Raw genomic sequence first — 22020 nt, forward strand, 5'->3', positions numbered from 1 at the left:
GGGAGGTGCATGCCCCATTTTTTTGGAGCATCACCATGTCCATCGTTCTCGAAACCGTTCCCTCTACCGCTAATGACGCGTCTGTGCAGGGCGACCTGCTCGAAACGGCCGCTTCACCCCTCACGCTCAGCCTGCAGGACTTCGTGTCCGAGTTCGGCGACGAGCTGCTCGACTCGCTCAACCGCGCCAATCCTCCGGTCTACACCGGCCAGGTGCGGGTGCATCGGCAACTGATCCTCGCCGCGCTCAAGCGCAAGCTGTTCCCGGCGCAAGCCGATGTGGTCCACGCTGTCACCGAGCTGTTGGTCGATCGCGGCGAACGCGCCGCGATCGTCAATGGCGAGATGGGCTGCGGCAAGACGACGGTGGGTATTGCCACCGCCGCCGTGCTCAACGCCGAAGGCTACCGCCGCACCCTGGTGCTCTCGCCACCCCACTTGGTCTACAAGTGGCGGCGCGAAATCCAGGAGACGGTGGCCGGGGCCAAGGTCTGGGTGCTCAACGGCCCGGACACGCTGGTCAAGCTGCTGAAACTGCGTGAGCAGTTGGGCGTGCCGGCGCAGGGCCAGGAGTTCTTCGTCCTGGGCCGCGTGCGGATGCGGATGGGGTTCCACTGGAAGCCTGTCTTCGTTCGGCGGCGCACGCCTCACGGCGACGTGGGGGCCTGCCCGGCTTGCGGGCATGTCATCACCGACCTGGACGGCGAGCCTGTCAACACCATCGATCTAGAAGCGGAAGAGTCCCGCCGTAAATGCAGCCACTGCACCTCACCGCTGTGGACGCTGATCCGTCCCAGAGGTCTGTCCGCCAGCGACCAGTCCTCGACCGTGCTCAAGGCACTGAAGCGTATTCCAACCATTGGCGAAGTGACCGCGCAGAAGCTGATGCAGAAGTTCGGTGACGCCTTCCTCGCATCGATGCTCGGGGACAACATCCACGAGTTCATCAACCTGATGGATGGCAACGGCGAGCTGGTCTTCTCGGACCGGCAAGCCCATCGCATGGAACGTGCGATGGCCAACATGGAGTTCGGCTTCGGCGAGGGCGGCTACCAGCCGTCCGAGTTCATCAAGAGGCAGCTTCCCCAAGGCACGTTCGACCTGCTCATCGCCGACGAGGCACACGAGTACAAGAACGGCGGCTCCGCACAGGGCCAGGCCATGGGGGTGTTGGCGGCCAAGGCACGCAAGACGCTATTGCTCACCGGCACGCTGATGGGCGGTTACGGCGACGACCTGTTCCACCTGCTGTTCCGAGCCCTGCCGGGGCGGATGATCGAAGACGGCTACCGCCCGACGAAGAGCGGCAGCATGACCTCGGCCGCGATGGCGTTCATGCGCGATCACGGTGTCTTGAAGGACATCTACTCCGAGAGCACCGGCACGGCGCACAAGACGGCCAAGGGCACCAAGGTATCGGTGCGCACGGTCAAGGCGCCGGGCTTCGGTCCGAAGGGCGTACTGCGTTGCGTCCTGCCGTTCACCGTCTTCCTCAAGTTGAAGGACATCTGTGGCAATGTGCTGCCGCCCTACGACGAGGAGTTCCGCGAGGTCGCGATGGACACGGCGCAGGCCGCGGCCTACCGCGATCTGGCCGGTCGGCTGACCCAGGAGCTGAAGCAGGCCCTGGCGAAGCGCGACACGACGCTGCTCGGTGTGGTCCTCAACGTGCTGCTGGCCTGGCCGGACTGCTGCTTCCGGTCGGAAACCGTGGTGCATCCGCGCACGCGCAATACTTTGGCGTTCGTCCCCGCTCAGTTCAACGAGCTGGAGGTGATGCCCAAGGAACGCGAGCTGATCGAGATCTGCAAGCAGGAGAAGGCAGAAGGGCGCAAGACCCTGGTCTATTCGGTCTACACCGGCACGCGCGACACCACGTCGCGTTTGAAGGTGCTGCTGGAGCAGGAAGGCCTCAAGGTGGCGGTACTGCGCGCGAGCGTGGATGCCTCCCGCCGGGAAGATTGGATCGCCGAGCAGTTGGACCGCGGCATCGACGTGCTCATCACCAATCCCGAGCTGGTGAAAACCGGCCTGGACCTGTTGGAGTTCCCGACCATCGTGTTCCTCCAGTCGGGCTACAACGTGTATTCGTTGCAGCAGGCCGCCCGGCGCTCCTGGCGCATCGGCCAGAAGCAGCCGGTGCGCGTGATCTACCTGGGCTACGCCAACTCCTCGCAGATGACCTGCCTGGGGCTGATGGCCAAGAAGATTATGGTGTCGCAAAGCACGTCGGGAGACGTACCCGAATCCGGGTTGGATGTGCTCAATCAGGACGGCGATTCGGTGGAGGTGGCACTGGCCCGGCAGTTGGTGCATTGAGCGGTGCTGGACTTGGCGGCCCCTTCGGGGGCCGCTTTTCTTGTCAGGGTTCCTTTGGTGTTCTCACGGCGTACCGTCTTTGCCGCAGGGCAATAATAGTAGGTGCACACGGCGCAGATTTCTAAGCAATATGAACCCGCCGCGAGTGACCGTGAGCGCCAACCCATTATTCAGATTGAGACATCATTGAGCCGATTAACCGCATGTTACGCTCAAGCTCTGCCGTCGATTGATACTCGATCAGCTGAGTTCGTTCGGCGTCTTCTTCGACCGTCAGTCCACTCTGCGCTTGCTTGCGGTTCAGTATCGCCAGACGAAGGCCTCGGTGAACGGGCGTACTTGTGTCGCGAAGCCGACTCCAGAGTCCTTCAGCGGCTTCGACCTCACCAAATCGGATTTCGTATTTGCACCGTAGCCCAACCTGAGCGTCGTGGTTGATGGCACCAAATCGTTTCTGAAGTCGCCCGAGCGTGGTCAAAGCGCCTTCGCACTCTCCTGCCTCGATCTCGCAGTTCGCTAAATTGGCGAGAACCTCAAAGGGAGGGTGGGCTATCTTTTGGTCAGCGATACGGGCGAAGCGTAGTGCATCCTCAGGGCTCCCGTTTGCTTGTTCGAAGGTGGAGCGGCGATGCTCAGCGAATCCACTTGAATCAATGCGGTCAAGGATCTCAAGGGCGCGCTCAGCAGTAGGGAGATCGCCAAGCCTAAGCGCAATCGTGCATTTCAAATCAACTACATATGGGTTATGCGGAGACTGCTGCTCGGCCTGACGAATATACTCTTCGGCGGCTGGAAGATCCCCCGTTTCAAAAAAGCAGCTTGCCAGTTCCCGGTGGATGGCGACGCCTCGGCGGCCATTGGCGAGACTCTTCTTGTAAGCCTCGATCGCTTCAGGATACTCTCGCTTCCGTCGCGCGGCGAAGCCCCGCACGTAGTACGCCTCCTTAAGTTCACCGAGGCGAAGCAGCTCGCTGATATGCTGCTCTGCTTCATCATATCGCTCTTTCCGAATGAGAGCTTGCGCGACATAGCGTCGTACATCAACGCTATCGGGCCGCACGTCCAAGGCAGACGAACCGTACTTGATAGCGAGGTCGTAGTCTTGATCGTGATAGCTCCTAGTTGCTACGTTGATCAGATCTGCGGCAAATCCAATCGCGAATCGAGAGTCAGCCTGGCTTCCTGCAAGGAGGTTGGCTCGGAAAATCGTTTGCCCGAGATCAAGTCGTGCGTCATCGTCAGGCTCATCTGCCAGGTACGCTTCAAGAAGCTCGGCCACTTTCCTGGTATCGACGCGAAGTCCGCCAAATGCTCTGTATGCTGCATCACGGATGGGCTCTGAGATGCGATAGTGCATTCCGGCAGGCATAACAAACGCGAGGTCAAGTAAGAAGTTCAGATCATCGCTTGTATCGTGTGACGTTTGCGCGCAGTACGCCACAATGACCTGAAGTGGGAGAGGGCTGAAGCTTGATAGGATCTGCAGGATCGTCTGCATGCTCGGTGTTAGCGATCTGTTCTCCCTTAAGTGCCGGAGAAACTGTTCGGCATTAAAATTCACCAATGCACGTTGATCAGTTACGACTTGCGAGATTCCGCGAAGCCGAGCCTCATCAAGAATAAATCGTACAGCGGGAGGATAGCCACGAGCGTAGGTTGCGATTGCCGTAAGCGCGGTTCGATCGAATACCAAGCCGACGTCGCGTCCGGCGATACGCAACAGATTCTGCGTTGATGTTTGATCAAGTTCGGGGACGCGCACGGACGGGCACGGGTTTTCGGCAGGTCGATACAGCCTCCTGCTTGAAACGATCATGGCGTCAGTATCCCGATCAGACGAAATCGCGTTGTACAGCGCATCGAACTCGGGTCTCATCACGCCATTCTCGGCGGCTAGGGCGCCTTCGTCGACAAATATCGGCAACGTCCCCGCTTGGCAGGCCTGACGCAACAGAGAGGTTATCTCGTCGACCAAGTTCTCCTTCGCTTTTTGCTCTTGCTGCTTCAGAAAAGCCACCAAGTCGGAGATACCCCCTGGTGAAATCGCTTCGGCGACGCGGATCGATGTCTCAGGCAAGAGATCGCCCGCGTGGAGGTTAATTGGCAATATTGAGGCAAAGGATAGGTTGTCGCGTGCAATCGCTTGGACAAGCGAGCGTCTGCCGATACCCTTTAGGCCGTAAACGATTAGAGGCGGGCGGAAATTGGGATCTGTGAAGCCTGATATGGTTTCGAGCGATTGCTCGATCTCAGCCCTACGTCCGACAAAGTATCTCGGAATGCGCTCTCCAAGACGTTGACTGATGATACGCCGGATGTCGGTGGCGATCAGACCCGGCGATGCCTCTTTCCTGATGAGCGTTGCCCGCATCCATTCAGGAAGGTCGTCGTGGGTTAGCTCCTGATCAACGATATAGGTTGTCACCTTACTGAGTGCATTCTTGATGAGCGCTTCGGAAGCGAGTTCTATTTCTAATTTAACCCAATCTCGTTGGAGCGAGGCCCGGCTTGCAAACAGAATAAATACATCTGATCGATCGATGCCTTTGATGATGGCATCACGGAATTCATCGCCAACCGAAAACTCGAACTCGTCGTAAATGACGGCTGCGCGCCCGAGATTGCGCGCAACTTCTCTCACTATATGTTTGTCAACATGTCCGTGAGATAGAAAGGCTCTTGGGAACTTTGTCATTTTTTAATCTTAGTATATTTGGCTGCATGGCGGACGCTATTCGAAGCGCAAACCAAACAACCCTCCAGTATCGGTCGCATCAGTCAGCTTCGTGTCCATGACATGAGCGCGAATATCGAAGCCCGGCTTGAACCCCTCACGTGGCAGCACGTCCGAGTTCATCGTGACGATGTATTGAAAACCAGCCGCCTCCGCCCGTTCAGCACCAAGTTGCAATGCCTTTGCGATCTGACGCTCATCGACGCCGTCGAACAGATGACTGTCGTGAATCAGGAAGCCGGGGCCGCGCCCATTCTTCAAACTGATCTCAGTCAACATGAGATCGAAGCAGAAAATCTGCATGTTGGTGATGCCCTTGCTTCGCTGTCCATCGATATGGACCTCGAATTGCGGACCACCTCCAGTTTCGGAAATCGTCAGGCTACCGGCCTTTTCGTACAGGGATTCCGATAGCGACTCAAACGCAAGGATCGCTTCGCGGGTGATGTCGCTACGTTCATGGATGTCGTCGCGGAGCGCCTTGGTCAGATTGGCTCGCTTGATATCGAGTTCGGCCTTTGTGCTTTCTATCCGCTCGGCGGTTTCAAGCCGTTGGCGCAATCCTTCGACCTCGGCCTCGGCCCTTCCGGCTTCCTCACGCAAGGACACATAATGCTCAAGTGCCCCGCCGGAGCGCAGGACTCCCATGATCTGCCGGCGCCGACGGTCGCGCTCGGAGATCCTCTGATCCCGCTCGACAACCCGTGCCTCTGCCGAGGCGATCTCGGCATTCAAATGCGCGCGCCGGTTTTCGATGATGGCCCGATGGAAGAGTTCGACCTCATCAAAACGCCGCCGTACCATATCGGGCAGGACGACACCGGCTTCGGCATAGAGCTTCGTTACATCACCCAGATCCGGCGCGTCTTCGTCGGCCAACGATGCTCGAAGCTGTTGCAGGAGATTGCCATCGATCACGTTCTCTACGTTCAGGCTGTCGATCTCGCGCGTGATCTCATTGGCTTCCTGCTCAAGTGCCTTGTATTCAGGCACAACCTCAAACGTTTCGAGCTGGCTGCGGAGTCGTTTGGCGTGGGCCTCGGCGATAGTTAGCCGTGTCCGAAGATCGGCGGCCTTACCGAAGAAGCGGCCGAGGTCGCCGCTGCGGGCAGCCTTCCGTAATTCCTGCGCGACCTTTTCCTGCGCCCTCAGTTCCTGGAACCGGCCAGGAATGCTCCAATCGAGACCGAGCAAATAGCAGATCGAGACCTGCTGGTCCCAGCTTTGCTGCATCGTCGAATGCTGCATCGGCTGCTGGAAACCGCCGCCATTTTGCCGCCTGACAAAGTAGGAGAAGAGCGAACGGAACGACGGCTGGAAGCGCTCGACCTCATCGCCGGCCGAGATGGGCAAGCCAAACCAGAGATGCCCGAGATTGGCCTTCCAATTTTCGTTGGATAGCTCGAACAATCCGGCGCGCTGATCAAATTGCGGCGCGATCGGCCACGATTCCACAGCCCCGTTGACGAGGATGCGGCTAGGCTTGGTGCCACTGCGGGCGGCCGATACGGTCTCGCCGGCGATGTCGACGGTGACGTCGAAGGTCCAAGGTGCCAGCGCCTCCGAGCGGAAAATGTTCTCCTTGCGCACATCGGCTCCGAACAGGAAATGCACCAGTTCGATAAAGCTGGTCTTACCTGCACCGTTTCTCGACTGTCGGTCGTTCGCACCTTCGCTCTTGTCGGCGAGCAGGACGTTCAAGCCGGGCTTTAAGTTCAGCGCCTTGAAGGAAGCGAGATCGCTTCCAAAGCGTCGGATCATGGCCGAGTCCTCCGCACCAAGCCGCGATCGAACTCAAGCGCGCCGATCATGTAGAGCAGGTCCAGCGACAGGACGAACCACTGGTAATCAATTGGGGCATTGGGCGCGTGCAGGGAGCGACGGCCACGCACCTCGTCCCATAGCCGCGACATAGTCAGCGGCCGCTTAAGGATGTCGAGGACTTCTGCACCGACGCCAATGAGTGCGCGGTCGGAACGAACATGCTTCGTCGGCAGAATCATGACGCCTCCACGGAAGCAATCGGGTCTTCGAAGATGTCGCAGCTATCGAAGAAATAGGCGAGAACCGCTAGAGCTGCGCCCTGACGCTTGGGCTCGCCATTGAATCCGGCATAGTCCTGAAGATGCCTGAAGATCGTGTCGGCCGGCAGGTCGAGCGCCTTCAACTCCGCATAACGCAGACGGAAGGCTTCGGCGATGCGCTCACCGAGATCGGGGCGCGGGCTCTTGCGGAAGAAGGCATCGGCGAGAGCAGATTTGCGACGACCAATTCGCAGAAAGAGACCGGACTCATCCGAGAGCGCATTCTTCTCCAGCTTCTCTGACGAGGGCGGTGTCAGGGGTGGATCACCCGGATTAGGTTCCTGCCGTTGAAGCGCCTCGATAATTGGCACCAGATCAGACATGACAAGCCGGTCCACAATGGCGATTGAGGCGGCGGGGCCAAAGAGGGCCTGAAGGGCAGACAGATCAAGGCCCATGGCGAGCGTGAGCAGTTCTGGCTCGGACCAAGTCGCGATCTTGAGCGGCGCGTAGGCATTGCGAAGGCCATCGAGATGCTGAACGGCGTTAGGCGGCAGGCCACGGCCATCATTGTGGACGAGCACCCATTCCTGCATGTTGTCGGCCCAATGCACGCGGGCGCCATGGAAATCCTCATTGATCTTCGCGATAAGCTCGGTTTCCTTCATCGCCTCAGGCGCATAGCACTGGAACACCGAGCCCGTGCTAATCCGAAGTCCATCGCATTTCAGATCCCCATAAAGACCATAGGGGCGAACCTCCTCGAAATCGGGGCCGAAGGCGTAGCCCGCCAGACGCACGAACCAGTCCTGAAAAGCGGTACCCTTCTGGGTATGGAACGCCAAACGGAACCGATCGACGTAGATGGATCGCTGCAGTTCATCCATGGCGCCGCCTTGGCGACGATTCGTCATTTTTTCTCCGGGTCGACAGCTTTGCCGCCATGACAGCCGAAACTGTACCGAGATGATGGATGCGCAGCACCGGCCGTTCTGGCAGCTTGACAGTCAATTCCAGCTCCCCCCCGATGGCTTCGACATAGCTGCGTAACGTCGAGAGATACATGTCGGTTTGCTTCTCGATCTTGGATACCGATGGTTGTTTGATGTTCAGAGCAGATGCGATGTCGGCTTGCCCCTTGCCGGCGAGTTGCCGCAACTCTCGCAAACCTTCGACCTCGTGCGAAACCATAGGCTTGGGCGGCTCGTTCGGATCGCCTGATCCGCGGTTACGAGTAAAAGCCATCAAATTTCCCCATATTCAGAATCGAGGTACCAGCGATACAGAACCGCCACGACCCAGCCATGCAATCGACTCCAGCTCGGCCGGAGAAATATAGCCCGAAAGCTATATTGCAGTCAAAGAAAGAGGCTGATTCAAGTTGGCAATCCACTCTGGCTGCCTCAAATCGTCATCTATTGCTAATCATTAAATAGCGCGCATCATCTGGTTGGTTAGAAAGAAGATGGTTGAGCGCCGGTTCCCTTTCTTTGCTGCCTTCGACTTCTCACGCATCGAAGGTGTCGGCTCCGCTACAGGAGCCGAATCATGCATCGATCTTCACCTTTCCACCCCATTGTTCACCGACTGGCTACTGTCGGTCTACTTTCGGCTGGGGCTATGTTGGCGGCCGGCTGCGCCACCACGGAACAGCCGCAAGGACAGGCAGGGATCATCGAAAGCGCTGCGGACGAGCCTGCTCCGGGCCTGATCCTGATCGCCCGCTACGGCCGCTACACGCTGATCGAGCTGGTACCCGACGCCGCGCAGCGTGACCTGCTGCAGCAGGTCATCGACATCTCCATCCCCACCACGGCGGACGCAACCTTGGGCGATGCCATGCGCCACGTGTTGCTGCGCTCCGGCTACCGGCTCTGCGATGCGGCCGAGGCCGCCACGCTCTACGCGCTGCCGCTGCCTGCCGCACACCTGCGCCTGGGCCCGCTGATGCTGCGCGATGCCTTGCTGACCCTTGCCGGCCCCGCCTGGGAGCTGTCGGTCGATGACTTGACTCGCCAGGTCTGCTTCAGCCGGCGCGGTGCTCCCGCCTTCCTTTCCGCCAACCCGCCCGACACCGCCACGCCCGTGCCGGACGCCGACCGGCCCGACACCGCCACGCCCGTGCCGGACGCCGACCGGCCCGAGGAGCTGCAGCCATGACCTTTCCCCAAGCGTCATCCGAGCGCGATTCCCGCACGCGCTGGCTCAAGATCTCCGCGGCCTTCTGGCTGCTGCTCATCAGTGCCGTGGCACTCATCAACAGCGTCGGCTTGTCGCGGCTCGCCGAACAGACCCAGAGCACCGCACAGGATGCGCAGGTCAATGCGCTGGTCCTGCGCGTGGCCGATCTCGAACAACAGGCCGATGCGGACAAGCGCCGGCCGGCGCCGATCAGCCAGGCCGAATTCGCCACCGCGCGGCAGGCGCTGGACGAGCGGATGACGCGCCTCGAAGAGGCCGACGAGACGAGGGCCTTGGCCGTCGACCTGCAGACGCTGCAGGCGCGCGTGAGCGGAATCGAAACCCGCCTGGAGAAGACCCGGCAGGTGGCATCCGCCGCTCGCGCGCGCGCTCCGGTTGCGACGAAGCCCAAGGTGCCGGAGCCGCCGTTCCGGGTGCTCGGCGTGGAGCTGCGGGGAGGCGAGCGCTTTCTGTCGATCACCTCCACCGCCGCGGCCTCGCTCGCGGGCGCCCGGCTGCTGCGTGAGGGCGATGCCGAGGGCGGCTGGCAACTGCAGTCCATCGAGGCGCAGGCGGGCGTGTTCCAGGTGAACGGCCAGACGCAGCGCATCGCGGTGCCGTAGGAGGTGTCATGACCCCCACGCTCACTTCGTTCGCTGCCCCCCGAGGGGGCTTCAGCCTCCTTGAGGCGGCTCGGCGGAGGCTGACCATGATCCTGCGGTCGTTGCTCGCTGCCGTCGTCCTGTTCGCCGCCTTCGGCGCATCCGCCCAGCCGGCCCCGGTGACGAACTCGCGCATGGTGCCCGCCCAGGTGCAGCCGGGCGCCGATGCCGCGCTCGACGAGAGACAGGCGCGGGAGTGGGGGCTTCGCTCCGAGGAGTGGGCACGTTACCGGCAACTGATGCAGGGGCCGCTCGGGGTCTATTCGCCCCAGCTCGATCCGCTCACGGCGCTGGGCATCGAGGCCCGCAGCGAGGAGGAGCGCAGGCGCTACGCGGAGTTGCAGGTGCAGGCCGAGGCTCGGCGCGTCGGCAAGACGCTGGCCTACCAGCGGGCCTACGACGCGGCGTGGCAGCGCCTGTTTCCCGGCCAGCCGCGCGTGAGCCTGCCCGGCGCCAAGGCGCAGGGTGCCGGCAACACCGGCTCCGGGCGCCTGGCCGTCTTCGTCAAGGCCGACTGCGCACCGTGCGCGCAGCGCGTGCAGCAGTTGCAGGCGGCTGGCACGGCCTTCGACCTCTACATGGTCGGCAGCCGTCAGGACGACGCGCGCATCCGGCAGTGGGCCACCCAGGCGCGCATCGACCCGGCCAGGGTGCGCGCCCGCACCATCACGCTCAACCACGATGCGGGGCGCTGGCTGTCGCTCGGCCTGCCCGGCGATCTGCCGGCCGTGGTGCGCGAGGTGAACGGCCAATGGCAGCGGCAATAGGTACCCCGGGCCGGAAGCGTCGGCCATCCCGCGTCGCCATCCGCTGCGCCAGCGTCGCGCTGCTGCTCGCCACCGGCGGCTGGGCGTTGGCCGCCCTGGCGCGGGAAGTGCCGCCGCCGGCCTATCGACTGGCGGCGCATCGTGCAGACGTGCCGGCGGCGGTGCTTTACGCGGTGGCCTTGCAGGAGAGCGGCGCCATGCTGCGCGGGCGCCTGATCCCCTGGCCGTGGACGCTCAACGTCGCCGGCACGCCGCAGCGCTACGCCACCCGCGCCGAGGCCTGCGCGGGGCTGCACCGTGCGCTCGCCCACACGCCGGCCAATCGCATCGACGCCGGCCTCGGCCAGGTCAATCTCGGCTACCACACGCATCGCTACACGCAGCCCTGCGAGCTGCTGGACCCGTACCGCAACCTCGCCATTGCTGCGGAAATCCTGCGCGAACAGCACACGCCGGGCGAGGACTGGCTGCTTGCCATCGGCCGCTATCACCGGCCCGCCGGCGGAGCACCCGCGGCGCGCTACCGGCGCAGTGTGCATCGGCACCTGACCCGCGTGCTCGACGCCGGCGTTCCCGTTCCAACCCTCCAGGCCACCACGCCATGAACCACATCGTCCTTATCGCCGCCATCGGGCTGCTGCCCACGACCACCGTCTTCGCGCAGACCGCCTCCGCGCCGTTGATCGTCGTCGAAGACCGCGGCGGCGACTCCGCGCTGCCGTACTACCGGTCGCTGAATCCTCAGCCGGATCAGGCCACACCGCCGGCCCCGATGCCGGCCCCTCGCGTGGGCAACGCGGCCGACGCCGAAGCCGCCATGCTGCCGGTGCGCTCGACGCAACTGTCGCCGGGCGAGGTGCAGCGCCGTGTCATCCGGGCGCCGGGCCTGACGGCGCTGTTCCTGATCGGCGACGACGAGCGTTCGCGCGCCTGGCTGCGGCAGCGGCAGACCGCGCTGCGCGAGCTGCAGGCCGTGGGCCTGGTGGTCAACGTGGAGTCGATGGCCGCGCTGACGGCGCTGCGCAGCCTGGCTCCCGGCCTGAGCCTCTCGCCGGCCTCCGGCGACGACCTGGCCCAGCGCCTGGGCCTGCGCCACTACCCGGTGCTCATCACGTCCACCGGCGTCGAGCAGTAGGTGCGCAAATGGCCCAACCGCATGCGGTCGAGGTTCTGCTGCGGCCAGCGGTGGAGCTTCATACCGTGGCGGTCTGCACCGGCGCCGCGATTCTGTGCCTGGTGGCACCGTGGTCGCTCGCGCTGAACCCGCTGCTCGGCCTGGGCTCGGCACTGGCCTTCCTGATCTTCGGCGCGATTCGCCTGCGCGATGCCTGGGCGATCCTGCGCTATCGCCGCAACATCCGCCGCCTGCCGCGCTACGTGATGACCAGCCGCGACGTGCCGGTGAGCCAACAGCGGCTGTTCGTCGGCCGAGGCTTTCGCTGGGAGCAGCGGCACACGCACCGGCTGATGCAGACCTACCGGCCGGGGTTCCGCCGCTATGTCGAGCCGACGGCGATCTACCGGGCCGCCCGGCGGCTGGAGGAGCGGCTTGAGTTCGCGCCGTTTCCCGTCTCGACACTGGCGCGCGCGCTGGCCTGGGACAGCCCGCTCAACCCGGCGCGACCGCTGCCGCCGGTCGGCGGACTGCCACGCCTGCATGGCATCGAGCCGCACGAGGTCGACGTCACGCTGCCGCTGGGCGAGCGCGTCGGCCACTCCCTGGTGCTGGGCACCACGCGCGTGGGCAAGACGCGGCTGGCCGAGCTGTTCATCACCCAGGACATCCGCCGCAAGGTCCGCGGCGAGCACGAGGTGGTGATCGTCTTCGACCCCAAGGGCGACGCCGACCTGTTGAAGCGCATGTACGTCGAGGCCAAGCGCGCCGGGCGCGAAGGCGAGTTCTACGTGTTCCATCTGGGCTGGCCCGACATCTCGGCGCGCTACAACGCCGTGGGCCGGTTCGGGCGGATCTCCGAGGTGGCCACGCGCATCGCCGGACAGCTCTCGGGCGAGGGCAACAGCGCGGCGTTCCGCGAGTTCGCCTGGCGCTTCGTCAACATCATCGCGCGCGCCCTGGTCGAGCTGGGGCAGCGTCCGGACTACCTGCTGATCCAGCGCCACGTCATCAACATCGACGCGCTGTTCATCGAGTACGCCCAGCACTACTTCGCCAAGAACGAGCCGAAGGCCTGGGAGGTCATCGTCCAGCTCGAAGGCAAGCTCAACGAGAAGAACATCCCGCGCAACATGATCGGGCGCGAGAAGCGCGTGGTGGCCCTCGAACAGTACCTGTCCCAGGTGCGCATCTATGACCCGGTGCTCGACGGCCTGCGCAGCGCCGTGCGCTACGACCGGACGTACTTCGACAAGATCGTCGCTTCGCTGCTGCCGCTGCTGGAGAAGCTCACCACCGGCAAGATCGCGCAACTGCTCGCACCGAACTATTCCGACCTGTCCGACCCGCGGCCGATCTTCGACTGGATGCAGGTCATCCGCAAGCGCGCGGTGGTCTACGTGGGGCTGGATGCGCTGTCCGACGCCGAAGTCGCGGCAGCGGTGGGCAACTCGATGTTCAGCGACCTGGTCTCGGTGGCCGGCCACATCTACAAGTTCGGCATCGATGACGGGCTGCCCGGCGCCGCGGCGGGCGCCAAGATTCCGATCAACGTCCACGCCGACGAATTCAATGAACTCATGGGCGACGAGTTCATCCCGATGGTCAACAAGGGCGGCGGTGCCGGCGTGCAGGTGACGGCCTACACGCAGACCTTGAGCGACATCGAGGCGCGCATCGGCAATCGTGCCAAGGCCGGTCAGGTGGTCGGCAACTTCAACAACCTGTTCATGCTGCGCGTGCGCGAGACCGCCACCGCCGAGCTGCTGACGCGACAACTGCCCAAGGTCGAGGTGTACGCCACGGCACTGATGAGCGGCGCCACCGACAGCTCCGACCCGCACGGCAATACCGCGTTCACGTCCAACACGCAGGACCGCATCAGCACGACCAGCGTGCCGTTGATCGAGCCCGCGCATGTGGTGGCGCTACCGAAGGGGCAGTGCTTCGCGCTGATCGAGGGCGGCAACCTCTGGAAAGTCCGCATGCCGCTGCCGGCACCCGACCCCGACGAAGCCATGCCGAAGGATCTGCAGGAGCTGGCCGGCTACATGCGGCAGCACTACGTCGAGGCAGGAGACTGGTGGGAGAACCAAGGCATCCCCGGCTTGCAGGACGAGGCGCTGCCCGACGACCTGCTGGACGACTTCAGGCAGATGGCCGCCGCTGAAGAGGCCGAAGCATGAGCGATCCGGCCGTCGCTGCCCAGCGCCAGCAGCAACGACAGCAGGGGCTGATCGCCGGCCTGGTCACGCTGCCGTTCCGCTTCTTCGGCGTGCTGTGCGGCGCGCTGCTGCTGTGCATCCTGATCGAATGCGTCGGCATGCACTTCTTCTGGCCCGAGCAGGGCTGGCGCCACGCGCAGGGCATGCTGCACTACGAGCTGGATCAGCTCTCCACGCATTTCACGCGCAGCGCGCTGGTGCAGGAGCCGGGGCGCACCGCGCACCGGCTGGTCGAGCAAGGCTACGACTGGTTGTTCGTGAAGAGCGGCCTGCTGGACTGGATACGCGACGCCGCGGCGCAGGCCAGCGCCGGCAGCCATCGCCCGACCAAGGACTTCCGCTACTACATCGGCTTGGTCTACGTGAACGTGGAGAGCTACCTGATCGCGGCGGCCTACACGACGCTGGTCTTCCTCGTGCGGCTGCTGGTGCTGTGCCTGACCCTGCCGCTGTTCCTGATGGCCGCCTTCGTCGGATTGGTCGACGGCCTGGTACGCCGGGACATCCGCCGCTTCGGCGCGGGACGCGAATCGGGGTTCATCTATCACCGCGCCAGGGCCAGCCTGATCCCATTGGCCGTGCTGCCGTGGGTGACTTACCTGGCACTGCCGGTCAGCGTGAACCCGTTGCTGATCCTGCTGCCCAGCGCCGTGCTGCTCGGCGTGGCGGTATGCATTGCGGCGGCGACGTTCAAGAAGTATCTGTAGCTGCAGCACTGCGCCAAGTCAGTTGAACGATTCCATAGTTTCGGTTCTCTGCTTCGTCAAGTACGTCAGCATTGGCGTGAACGAATACGTTTCAAGCAATCTTCTTCTGTCTGTCTCGCAGAGACGCGGCCCAGTCCTTCAAAGCCTGGATGTCCTGAAAGAGATCAGTAGGTGGCGGCGGCGCGGCATTCCTGCCGCTGGATGGGTCGTGTGCGTCAACAATGTCGCAGCACTTCTTGAATCCGGCGGCGAAAGCATCGCAGTCAGCCTCGGTGAGCGTACTGACCTTCTTCAGGTCCTTGGCATTGATGTAGTCCCTGTGGCGTTGAATAACGCGGACGAAAGCAATGTCCTCCAGGCCGCGCTCCCATGTGGCGCGCAGCGCGTTGTAGAGCTTTGCGACCTCGACCGCGTACTCATCTTCCTGGTTGTTGTCATGCAGCAGCTTTGCCGCACGCGCCGCCTTCTCCAGCTTGTCGATGCGATCTTCGACGCTCTGGGCCTTCCAGGGCAGGCCGTCGGCCACCATACCGGCTCCCGCGGCGCCACGACTGAGCGTCGTGAGCCGCACTGCCCGCCCGGTCTTCGTCGCGTGGTCATTCAGATCGTTCACAAACACCAGATCGTGCGTGAAGACGATGACCTGACGGTTCTCCGCTTCTTCCACGAGACGCTTGGCCACCTGCCCACGCCAGCGATGGTCCAACGAGGACACCGGGTCATCGAAGACCAGAGCAGAGCGGTGCATCGCGGTGGCAAGCTCGGTCATGAAGGCGGCCAGCGCCACGCAGGTCTTTTCCCCTTCGCTCAGGATTTCGTGGACCTTGGCATCCGGCTTGGCGAAGAGGCGCACCTGATACTGCGGTGAGCCGTACTTGCCGCCGGAGCGCACGATTTCGACGCGAACCTTCGAGGCCGCAAGCCTGACAATCTCTTCCTGAAATCTGTCGCGCAGCCGAGGCGTAATCACGGTGTCGGCAATGTCATTGCCCATCTTGGTGATGGTGTTCGTCGCCGTATCGCCCGCACACTCGGTCAGAAACCGGATGGTCTTCAGCCGCTGGATTTCGTCAGTGACGACTTGCAGCATGCCGGCGAGCAGCGCGCGGTCGCTCAGCTCGGCGAAATCGGCTTCGAGCTTCTTGCGTTCGTCCGCGTCAGCGGACTTGCGCAGTTCGGCGGCGTAGTTGCGGATCGTGGTCTGAAGCTGGCTGAGATCAGGCAGCGGCGACTGTGGAACGGGCGGAAGCTGTACCTCGCCGTTTCCGCCCAGGGCTTTGAGCAGAACGTGGCGCCGCAGCCGGGCTGCGGCGATGAAGCGGCGCGTCTGCTGCTGCAGCGCCTCATTCTGGAGGCCCAGCTCATCAAGACTGGCCTTCACCGCCCGCGTGCCGATTGCTCCGGCAGCTATGGTCTGACGTGCGGTCTGAGCTGCCTTCTCTGCCTCGCGTGCCAGCTGTTCCGTGTCCTTCTGGATGAAGTCCTCGAAGCGTGCCATTCGTGCACGTGCCTCAGCTTCCAATGGCTGCTGGCAAAGCATGCAATGCGCGTCTTCGGCCCACGGCGGAAACGGCTGTCCGGGGTATGCGATCTCCGTTGAGTAGCGTCGGGCGGAATCCCAAAGCACCCGCCATGTCTCGCCGCCGACCCCGGCAAGGGGTTCGCCCGTGAAGGCCTTCTCCGCGGCAAGACGTGCAGCGTCCCGTTTCGACTGTGCGTCCTTGGCGAGGGCAGCGGCTGCCAGCAGCTCCTCATCGGTGGTTCTGGCTGCAACGCTGTTCACCACGGTAATCAGCCGCATGACGTTGTCGGCTTTGACGGTCTGTTCCGCCGCTGCCTTGGTCGGATTCTTCGACAGGTCTTCCCGCAGACGCTCAAGACGGGCGCTTTCGTCTGCCGAGAGCGCCGCCAGGGCTTCAATCTTCTTTGCGTCTGTGTTGGCGTTCAGCGCGGCAAGCGCCTTCCCCACGGCCGTGGTGGCCTTCCAGGTCGGCGCCGCAAAGATCGGATTGCGGGCCTTCTCAAGCTGCTTCTGTTCAGCTGCGAGAGCATCCTTCACCGCCTGACAGGCTGCAGCAAGCTCATCCGGTACGTCCAGACCAAAGGGCCGGAATGCAACTTCGTTCTTCTCGCGGATATGCACTGAGGCGCAGTCGCTATCGAACACGCTCACTGCAGACAGCGTTGCATGCGGATTTGTGCCGTTCTGCCACTGTTCGACCGGCTGCGGCACACCGCCGACCGCGTACGCGATGTTCGCGCCGACGCGCTTCGGGGGCTGATCGGCATACACATTGGGTTCGATTTTTCCGGCATGCCTTGCACGACATGCACGCTTCAGGATGCGTGCGTAGCCGGACTTGCCCGCACCGTTGTCGCCGTAGATGATCGTAATTCCATTCGGCTCGAAGCCGAGGGTCTGGCCGGCAGCAAGGTTGTTCACGCCGGTCACGTCGGCGATCGACAGAAGCGATACCGCAGCGGTCTGACCGGGGTTGGCCGGGAGGTGGGCCTTCTCCAGCGGTACCGCTTTCAGCGCGCCTACGGGTGCACCTTTGCCCTGTTTGCAAAGGTCCACGAGTTCGCCGATATCGGCGTCCGTCAGACGGCCGTTTGCGATGATGCGGCGCAGGGCGTCACGCTGCCAGAGTGGACGATCCTTTGACCAGTCCAGAATCGTCTCCAGGACGGTCTTCTGCTGTGCGGCGGGTTTCTGCATTTCTTGTTCCTCTTCCCTGCCGGTTCATCATGCCCGCGAAGCGGCGAATCTCCGCCTCCTGGGTGCCGCGCCGGAATCGCTTTTGCTTACTGAACTTGATCGAGGGCAACTCAATTACGCCTTGACCTCAAAGCGCAGGTAATCCGCGAGCCGTTTCGACTCGTTGATATCGTCGTGGGGCACCAGCAGGTACTTCCAGGGTTTGGTGCCTACGCTCGCCGCGTGATCGGACGCGTGCTTGCACCAGCGCATGGCGGCAGCGGCCTTGGCCTGAACTTCCTGGGTGTTGATGTCGGCGCGCGCCTTCGTCTCTACCATGAGGATGGTCGCGTCCGTCTCGGCCACGAAGTCGGGGATGTACTCCGGCTGCTCGGTGCCAAGCTTGTAGTAGATCTGGAACTGCCCCTTCGCAGGCTTGAACCACTTCGTCGCGTCGCGCTCCAGGATGATGGCGAAGCGCCGTTCGGTATCCGAATCGAACTTCTGCAGCGGGTACAGGCAACGCGCGAAGCCGCCGAATAGCATCTGCTTGATGCGACTGGTCTCAGTCACGGTCTCCCGGAAGTGGTGAGCCGTTTGGCCCGCCGTAGCGGTGTAGTTGCACGGCTTGAGTTCGGTGAAGCCGCGACTGACCTGCACTTCGTACTCCGTCGCCTCTTCCCAGAAGTGGGCCATCATCTGCGCGTGGATTTCCCGCGCGATCAGGCGGCGGTCACGATCGAGGACATTGATGGCTTCATCCTCGGACAGATAGCCGCGCAGGTGCTGCACCATCTGGCCTGCGAGGTCGTAGAGCAGATCGGCGTGGGTGAAGTAGTCGATGTCGTCGAAGTCTACCAGCGCGTGGACGATGTAGTCCTCTGGGCGCTGCTCCTTGAGCCCGACCTCGGCGGCAAGGGTGAACTGCTCGTTGGTGCGCAGCATCTGCCCGACGATCTCGCGCTCACCCGGCTGGAGATGGAGCTGGCTCACATCCAGCTTGAAGGCGTGGAAGCCCGTCGTGACCTCACCAGTCGGCACCACAGCGATACGCGGGATGTCGATGGTCTGCTGCACCACGATCTCCGTTGTCTTCGCCACCACGGCGGACAAATCAAGAGCGGAGGCTGATTCATCCAAGCCCGCCAGCAATTCGCCTTGCAGCGGCTTCAACCGCTCCGCGACCTCCGCGAGGATTTCCTTCTGCACTTCGGGTTTCAGCAGCGCGCTGCTGGTGGGCACCAGATCGCGCTTGACCTCGTACTTGCCAATGACGTCCATGACCATACGCGCGGCCTGCTTCTCCGCCTCAGTGCTGAACACCGGTTGGGGCACAGAGACTTCCGCCCCACTGTGAGTGGCTGAAGCCCCCGTGACCACGACCGGGGCTTCCGTCAGACCGAGGCGCGCCGCTGCCCCGGACTGGACCTGCACGCTGACCTTCCTGTCGTCGGTGCTCGGCGCATCGAGGATGACCTGTTTCAGGCGAATCGGCGAGTCGCCGCGGTTGGCCTCGTCAATGATCTCCTGAAACTTGTCGTGCGCGACGATGTTCAAGCGATCCACCGCCGCGACGCCCGTGCGCTTGCCGTAGGGCAATCTCAGGCCACGCCCGATGGACTGTTCGATCAGCGTGCGGGCATTGGCGGCGCGCAGTGGAACGATGGTGTAGAGGTTGGTCACGTCCCAGCCCTCCTTGAGCATGTTGACGTGAATCACGATCTCGGTCGGCTCGTCCACGCTCTCCACTGCCAACAGGCGCGTGATCATCTCTTCTTCTTCCGCGCCGGTGCGGCTGGAATCGACCTGGATCACCTTCCCCTGGTAGCGCCCCTCGTAGAAGGCTTCCGACTCCAGAAGCGCCAGAAGTTGTGCCGCATGGGTGGTATCGCGGGCGATGACGAGCATGAAGGGCTTGACCGGCTTGACGCCGTTCTCGCGGGCATAAGTGAGCAGCTCAACCTTGGTCGTCTCGTGCAGGCGCACGCCATCTTCCAGCTTGGTCTTCTCGATCTCCTCGGGCGTGTGCGCCTTGGCGTCGAAGTTGCGCTGAGTGACCACGGCCGGCTCCTTGACGAAGCCATCCTCCATCGCCCGCGCCAGCGGGTAGTCGATCACCACATTCTTGAACGGCACGGGCCCTCGGCTGGACTCCACGAAGGGCGTCGCCGTCACTTCCAGACCGAATAGCGGCTTGAGTTCGTTGATCGCACGCACGCCGGCGCTGGCCCGGTAGCGATGCGACTCGTCCATCAGCAGCACCAGGTCAGACAGGTTGGCTAGATGGTTGAAGTAGCTGTCGCCCAGCACTTCCTTCATCCGCTTGATGCGGGGCTCCTTGCCTCCGCGTACCTCGGAGTTGATCTTGGAGATGTTGAAGATGTTGATGCGTACGTCGTGGGCGAAGCCGATCGATTGATCGCCCACCGCCGCGCCGGTCTGGTCGTAGTTGTCGCCGGTGATGATCAGCGGCGGTTGCTGCGCGAACTCAGCGATGCCTTTGAACACGTACTTCGGCGTGTTGCGCGTGAAGTCCGTGATGAGCTTGTTGTAGATCGTCAGGTTGGGTGCAAGCACGAAGAAGTTGTTGATGCCGTGCGCCAGATGCAGGTAGGCGATGAAGGCCCCCATCAGGCGCGTCTTGCCCACGCCCGTGGCCAGCGCAAAGCACAGCGACGGGAACTCACGCTCGAAGTCCTCCAGCGTGCTGAACTCTGCCTTCAACGTGGAGAGAATGGCCGAGACATCACGCTCGTGACCCAATAGCTCGGGCGCAGCATCGAGCGCGCGAGCGAGCTTGATGAGGGACTCCGCCTGGGGCGGACGAAGAGACAGACGGCCGGTGACGGCGTGCAGGACGCGGGCGTTCATTATTCGTTCTCCCCAAACAGGCCGCCCTGTCCCGCGTTGGCGAGGGCCGCGTTCTTGTTCTTGATCTTCTTGCTGTTATCGAACGTGGCCGCAGGCTCAGCCTTCTCAATCTCCGCCATCGGCAGGTTGGTCACATTCAGGCTGTAGTCGTCACGGCCCCAATGGCAGCGGGCCAGCACCATCTTCGGGATCTTCTTCAACGTCAGGTTCGGCCACCGCTCCGCCGCTTTGGCCGCCGTGACTCCGTGGAAAGCGGCGCAGCACACCAGCAGGCTCCGCTCCGGGCCGACTTCATCGGACAGGGCTTGCAGTTGCTCAGCGGACAGGTTCTGCGTGGTGACATAGATGAAATCGCGCTCGCTGGAGTGGCCGTGCTGCCACCAGTGCGTTTCTGATGGCGCGTAGGTGAAGCCCTCCAGCTTGGCCAGTGCCTCGGCCAGCATCGCCGCGTTGTACTCCGGATTGATGACCGGATTGCCCCAGCGATCGTTGACGATCAGGCTGGGGGCAAGGCGGTAATAGCGGAAGCCACCGCCACCTTTCCAGTTCACGGCTTTACTGATACCGCCTTGGTCCTCGCCGTCGATCACCTTCTTCAGGCGCGGGATGATGTGCGTATGGCAGTGATCGCCCAGTTCCACCATGATCCAGCGGCGGCCCATTTTGTGGGCCACCGCGCCGGTGGTGCCGGAACCAGCGAAGGAATCGAGTACCAAGTCTCCTGGATTGGTTGCAATCTCTAAAACTCGCTTGAGTAGTCGTTCGGGCTTTGGCGTGCTAAACACATCAGCGTTGTTGAAAGCACGAACTTCCAGCTTTGCCTCGTGGTTGTGGCCAACCTCCTCGTTCGGCCAGAAAGTAGATGGCGGACGAGTTGGGCTCTCCTCAAGGTATTGCTTGACATAGATCTCCCACCTTCCGTCTTTCTGGATGAACTCCAGCTGATCCATATTTGCTGGGACGTTCTCCTTCTTCCAGCGCCATCGACCTTCAGTCCCGTCTGGCTTTACGGGAAAAATATCTTTTCCATCTGGTGCCGGAATTGGATACCACATGGAAGGTCGATCTTGACGCAGCGACTCCGAGCCTTCTTTTCGAAGGGAGCGACGCCGGTAATATTTGTTTGCCTTTTTGTCGAAGAAGCCGAATTGCGCTGCATTTTGCTCTTTGGGCAGCTGGATTGGGAAAAATGCGTCGGTCTTCTGATAAACGAGTAGATGATCGTGGGAGACGCTAAATCCTCTGGCATCCATGCGCTCGCTGTACACCTTTTGCCACAAGCAGTTGGCGACGAAGTTAGCCCTGCCAAAGACCTCATCACAAAGAACCTTCAAGTAATGGGCTTCATTGTCGTCAATCGTGATCCACAGCGAGCCATCGTCCGCCAGTAGTCGCTTAATAAGCTCCAGGCGATCCCGCATTAAACCCAACCAAATGGAATGCTCCAGCCCGTCGTCGTAATGCGTGAACGCACTGCCCGTGTTGTAGGGTGGGTCAATGAAGACGCACTTCACCTTTCCCGAAAACTCCTGCTCCAGCGCCTTCAGTGCCAGCAGGTTGTCCCCGAAGATCAGCCGGTTATCGAAGATGTCGTTGTCGGAGACGCGATGCTTGGCGTGATACGACTTTTCCGGGTCTTCCAGCAGGATACGCGGCTCCAGCTTGGGCCGCTTTTCCTTGCCGATCCAGGTGAGTTCTAGTTTTTGCTTGCTCATGAAG

The 22020-nt window shown here is 62.3% G+C and carries 16 protein-coding genes; 8 read left to right on the plus strand and 8 right to left on the minus strand.

Features of this window, described 5'->3' with window-relative positions; translation table 11 throughout:
* The first annotated feature begins 35 nt into the window (after nt 1-35).
* Entirely contained in the window at nt 36-2318 is a 2283-nt protein-coding gene (locus CW305_RS17935; protein ID WP_020308049.1) for a helicase-related protein, read from the plus strand.
* Between the two features lie 166 nt (nt 2319-2484).
* Here CW305_RS17935 and CW305_RS17940 read toward each other — a convergent pair whose 3' ends face one another.
* Genes CW305_RS17940 through CW305_RS17960 form a run of 5 tightly spaced genes read right to left on the minus strand, consistent with a single transcriptional unit; the run spans nt 2485 to nt 8321 of the window.
* Entirely contained in the window at nt 2485-5013 is a 2529-nt protein-coding gene (locus CW305_RS17940) for a toll/interleukin-1 receptor domain-containing protein (RefSeq protein ID WP_011805432.1), read from the minus strand.
* Nucleotides 5014-5049: 36 nt separating this feature from the next.
* Nucleotides 5050-6813, minus strand: a complete 1764-nt coding sequence (locus CW305_RS17945) for an ABC-three component system protein (protein ID WP_003294130.1) — start codon at nt 6811-6813, stop codon at nt 5050-5052.
* The gene (locus CW305_RS17950; RefSeq protein ID WP_003294127.1) at nt 6810-7055 is read right to left on the minus strand and encodes an ABC-three component system middle component 6; all 246 of its coding nucleotides are present in this window, start codon (nt 7053-7055) and stop codon (nt 6810-6812) included. The genes CW305_RS17945 and CW305_RS17950 overlap by 4 nt, the downstream gene beginning before the upstream one ends.
* Nucleotides 7052-7963, minus strand: coding sequence for an ABC-three component system protein (locus CW305_RS17955; RefSeq protein WP_011805431.1), 912 nt, complete (start codon nt 7961-7963; stop codon nt 7052-7054). The genes CW305_RS17950 and CW305_RS17955 overlap by 4 nt, the downstream gene beginning before the upstream one ends.
* Nucleotides 7956-8321 (minus strand): XRE family transcriptional regulator, encoded by a 366-nt coding sequence (locus CW305_RS17960; RefSeq protein ID WP_023124346.1) that lies wholly within the window; start codon nt 8319-8321, stop codon nt 7956-7958. Before CW305_RS17960 ends, CW305_RS17955 begins: the two co-directional genes overlap by 8 nt.
* A 303-nt stretch (nt 8322-8624) precedes the next feature.
* Here CW305_RS17960 and pilL2 point away from each other — a divergent pair, with 303 nt between their 5' ends.
* From pilL2 to CW305_RS17995, 7 genes are all read left to right on the plus strand, one after another.
* The gene (gene pilL2 / locus CW305_RS17965) at nt 8625-9236 is read left to right on the plus strand and encodes a PFGI-1 class ICE element type IV pilus protein PilL2 (protein WP_024162450.1); all 612 of its coding nucleotides are present in this window, start codon (nt 8625-8627) and stop codon (nt 9234-9236) included.
* Nucleotides 9233-9880 carry a hypothetical protein gene (locus CW305_RS17970; RefSeq protein ID WP_003294122.1) on the plus strand — a complete coding sequence of 216 codons (648 nt, stop codon included), beginning with the start codon at nt 9233-9235 and terminating at the stop codon, nt 9878-9880. Before pilL2 ends, CW305_RS17970 begins: the two co-directional genes overlap by 4 nt.
* Before the next feature lie 86 nt (nt 9881-9966).
* Nucleotides 9967-10686 carry a TIGR03759 family integrating conjugative element protein gene (locus tag CW305_RS17975; RefSeq protein WP_104098538.1) on the plus strand — a complete coding sequence of 240 codons (720 nt, stop codon included), beginning with the start codon at nt 9967-9969 and terminating at the stop codon, nt 10684-10686.
* Entirely contained in the window at nt 10671-11291 is a 621-nt protein-coding gene (locus tag CW305_RS17980; protein WP_104098539.1) for a lysozyme family protein, read from the plus strand. The genes CW305_RS17975 and CW305_RS17980 overlap by 16 nt, the downstream gene beginning before the upstream one ends.
* Nucleotides 11288-11821 carry an integrating conjugative element protein gene (locus CW305_RS17985; RefSeq protein ID WP_104098540.1) on the plus strand — a complete coding sequence of 178 codons (534 nt, stop codon included), beginning with the start codon at nt 11288-11290 and terminating at the stop codon, nt 11819-11821. Before CW305_RS17980 ends, CW305_RS17985 begins: the two co-directional genes overlap by 4 nt.
* Nucleotides 11822-11829: 8 nt before the next feature.
* Nucleotides 11830-13986, plus strand: a complete 2157-nt coding sequence (gene traD / locus CW305_RS17990) for a type IV conjugative transfer system coupling protein TraD (RefSeq protein WP_104098541.1) — start codon at nt 11830-11832, stop codon at nt 13984-13986.
* Nucleotides 13983-14732, plus strand: coding sequence for a TIGR03747 family integrating conjugative element membrane protein (locus tag CW305_RS17995; RefSeq protein ID WP_019751248.1), 750 nt, complete (start codon nt 13983-13985; stop codon nt 14730-14732). Before traD ends, CW305_RS17995 begins: the two co-directional genes overlap by 4 nt.
* 91 nt (nt 14733-14823) lie before the next feature.
* On the opposite strand, the gene CW305_RS18000 is transcribed toward CW305_RS17995, so the two are convergent.
* The 3 genes from CW305_RS18000 to CW305_RS18010 form a co-directional block, all read right to left on the minus strand.
* Nucleotides 14824-17451: an AAA family ATPase gene (locus CW305_RS18000; protein ID WP_104098542.1), complete on the minus strand. Its 2628-nt coding sequence runs from the start codon at nt 17449-17451 to the stop codon at nt 14824-14826.
* A 114-nt stretch (nt 17452-17565) separates the two neighbouring features.
* Complete coding sequence (locus tag CW305_RS18005; RefSeq protein ID WP_104098543.1) at nt 17566-20301, minus strand: DEAD/DEAH box helicase; 2736 nt, start codon at nt 20299-20301, stop codon at nt 17566-17568.
* On the minus strand, nt 20301-22016 hold the full coding sequence (locus CW305_RS18010) for a site-specific DNA-methyltransferase (protein ID WP_104098544.1): 1716 nt from the start codon (nt 22014-22016) through the stop codon (nt 20301-20303). Before CW305_RS18010 ends, CW305_RS18005 begins: the two co-directional genes overlap by 1 nt.
* Between the last annotated feature and the right edge of the window lie 4 nt (nt 22017-22020).

Origin of the sequence: Stutzerimonas kunmingensis (genome assembly GCF_002929225.1) — a bacterium.
In the GTDB taxonomy this organism is placed as follows: Bacteria; Pseudomonadota; Gammaproteobacteria; order Pseudomonadales; family Pseudomonadaceae; genus Stutzerimonas.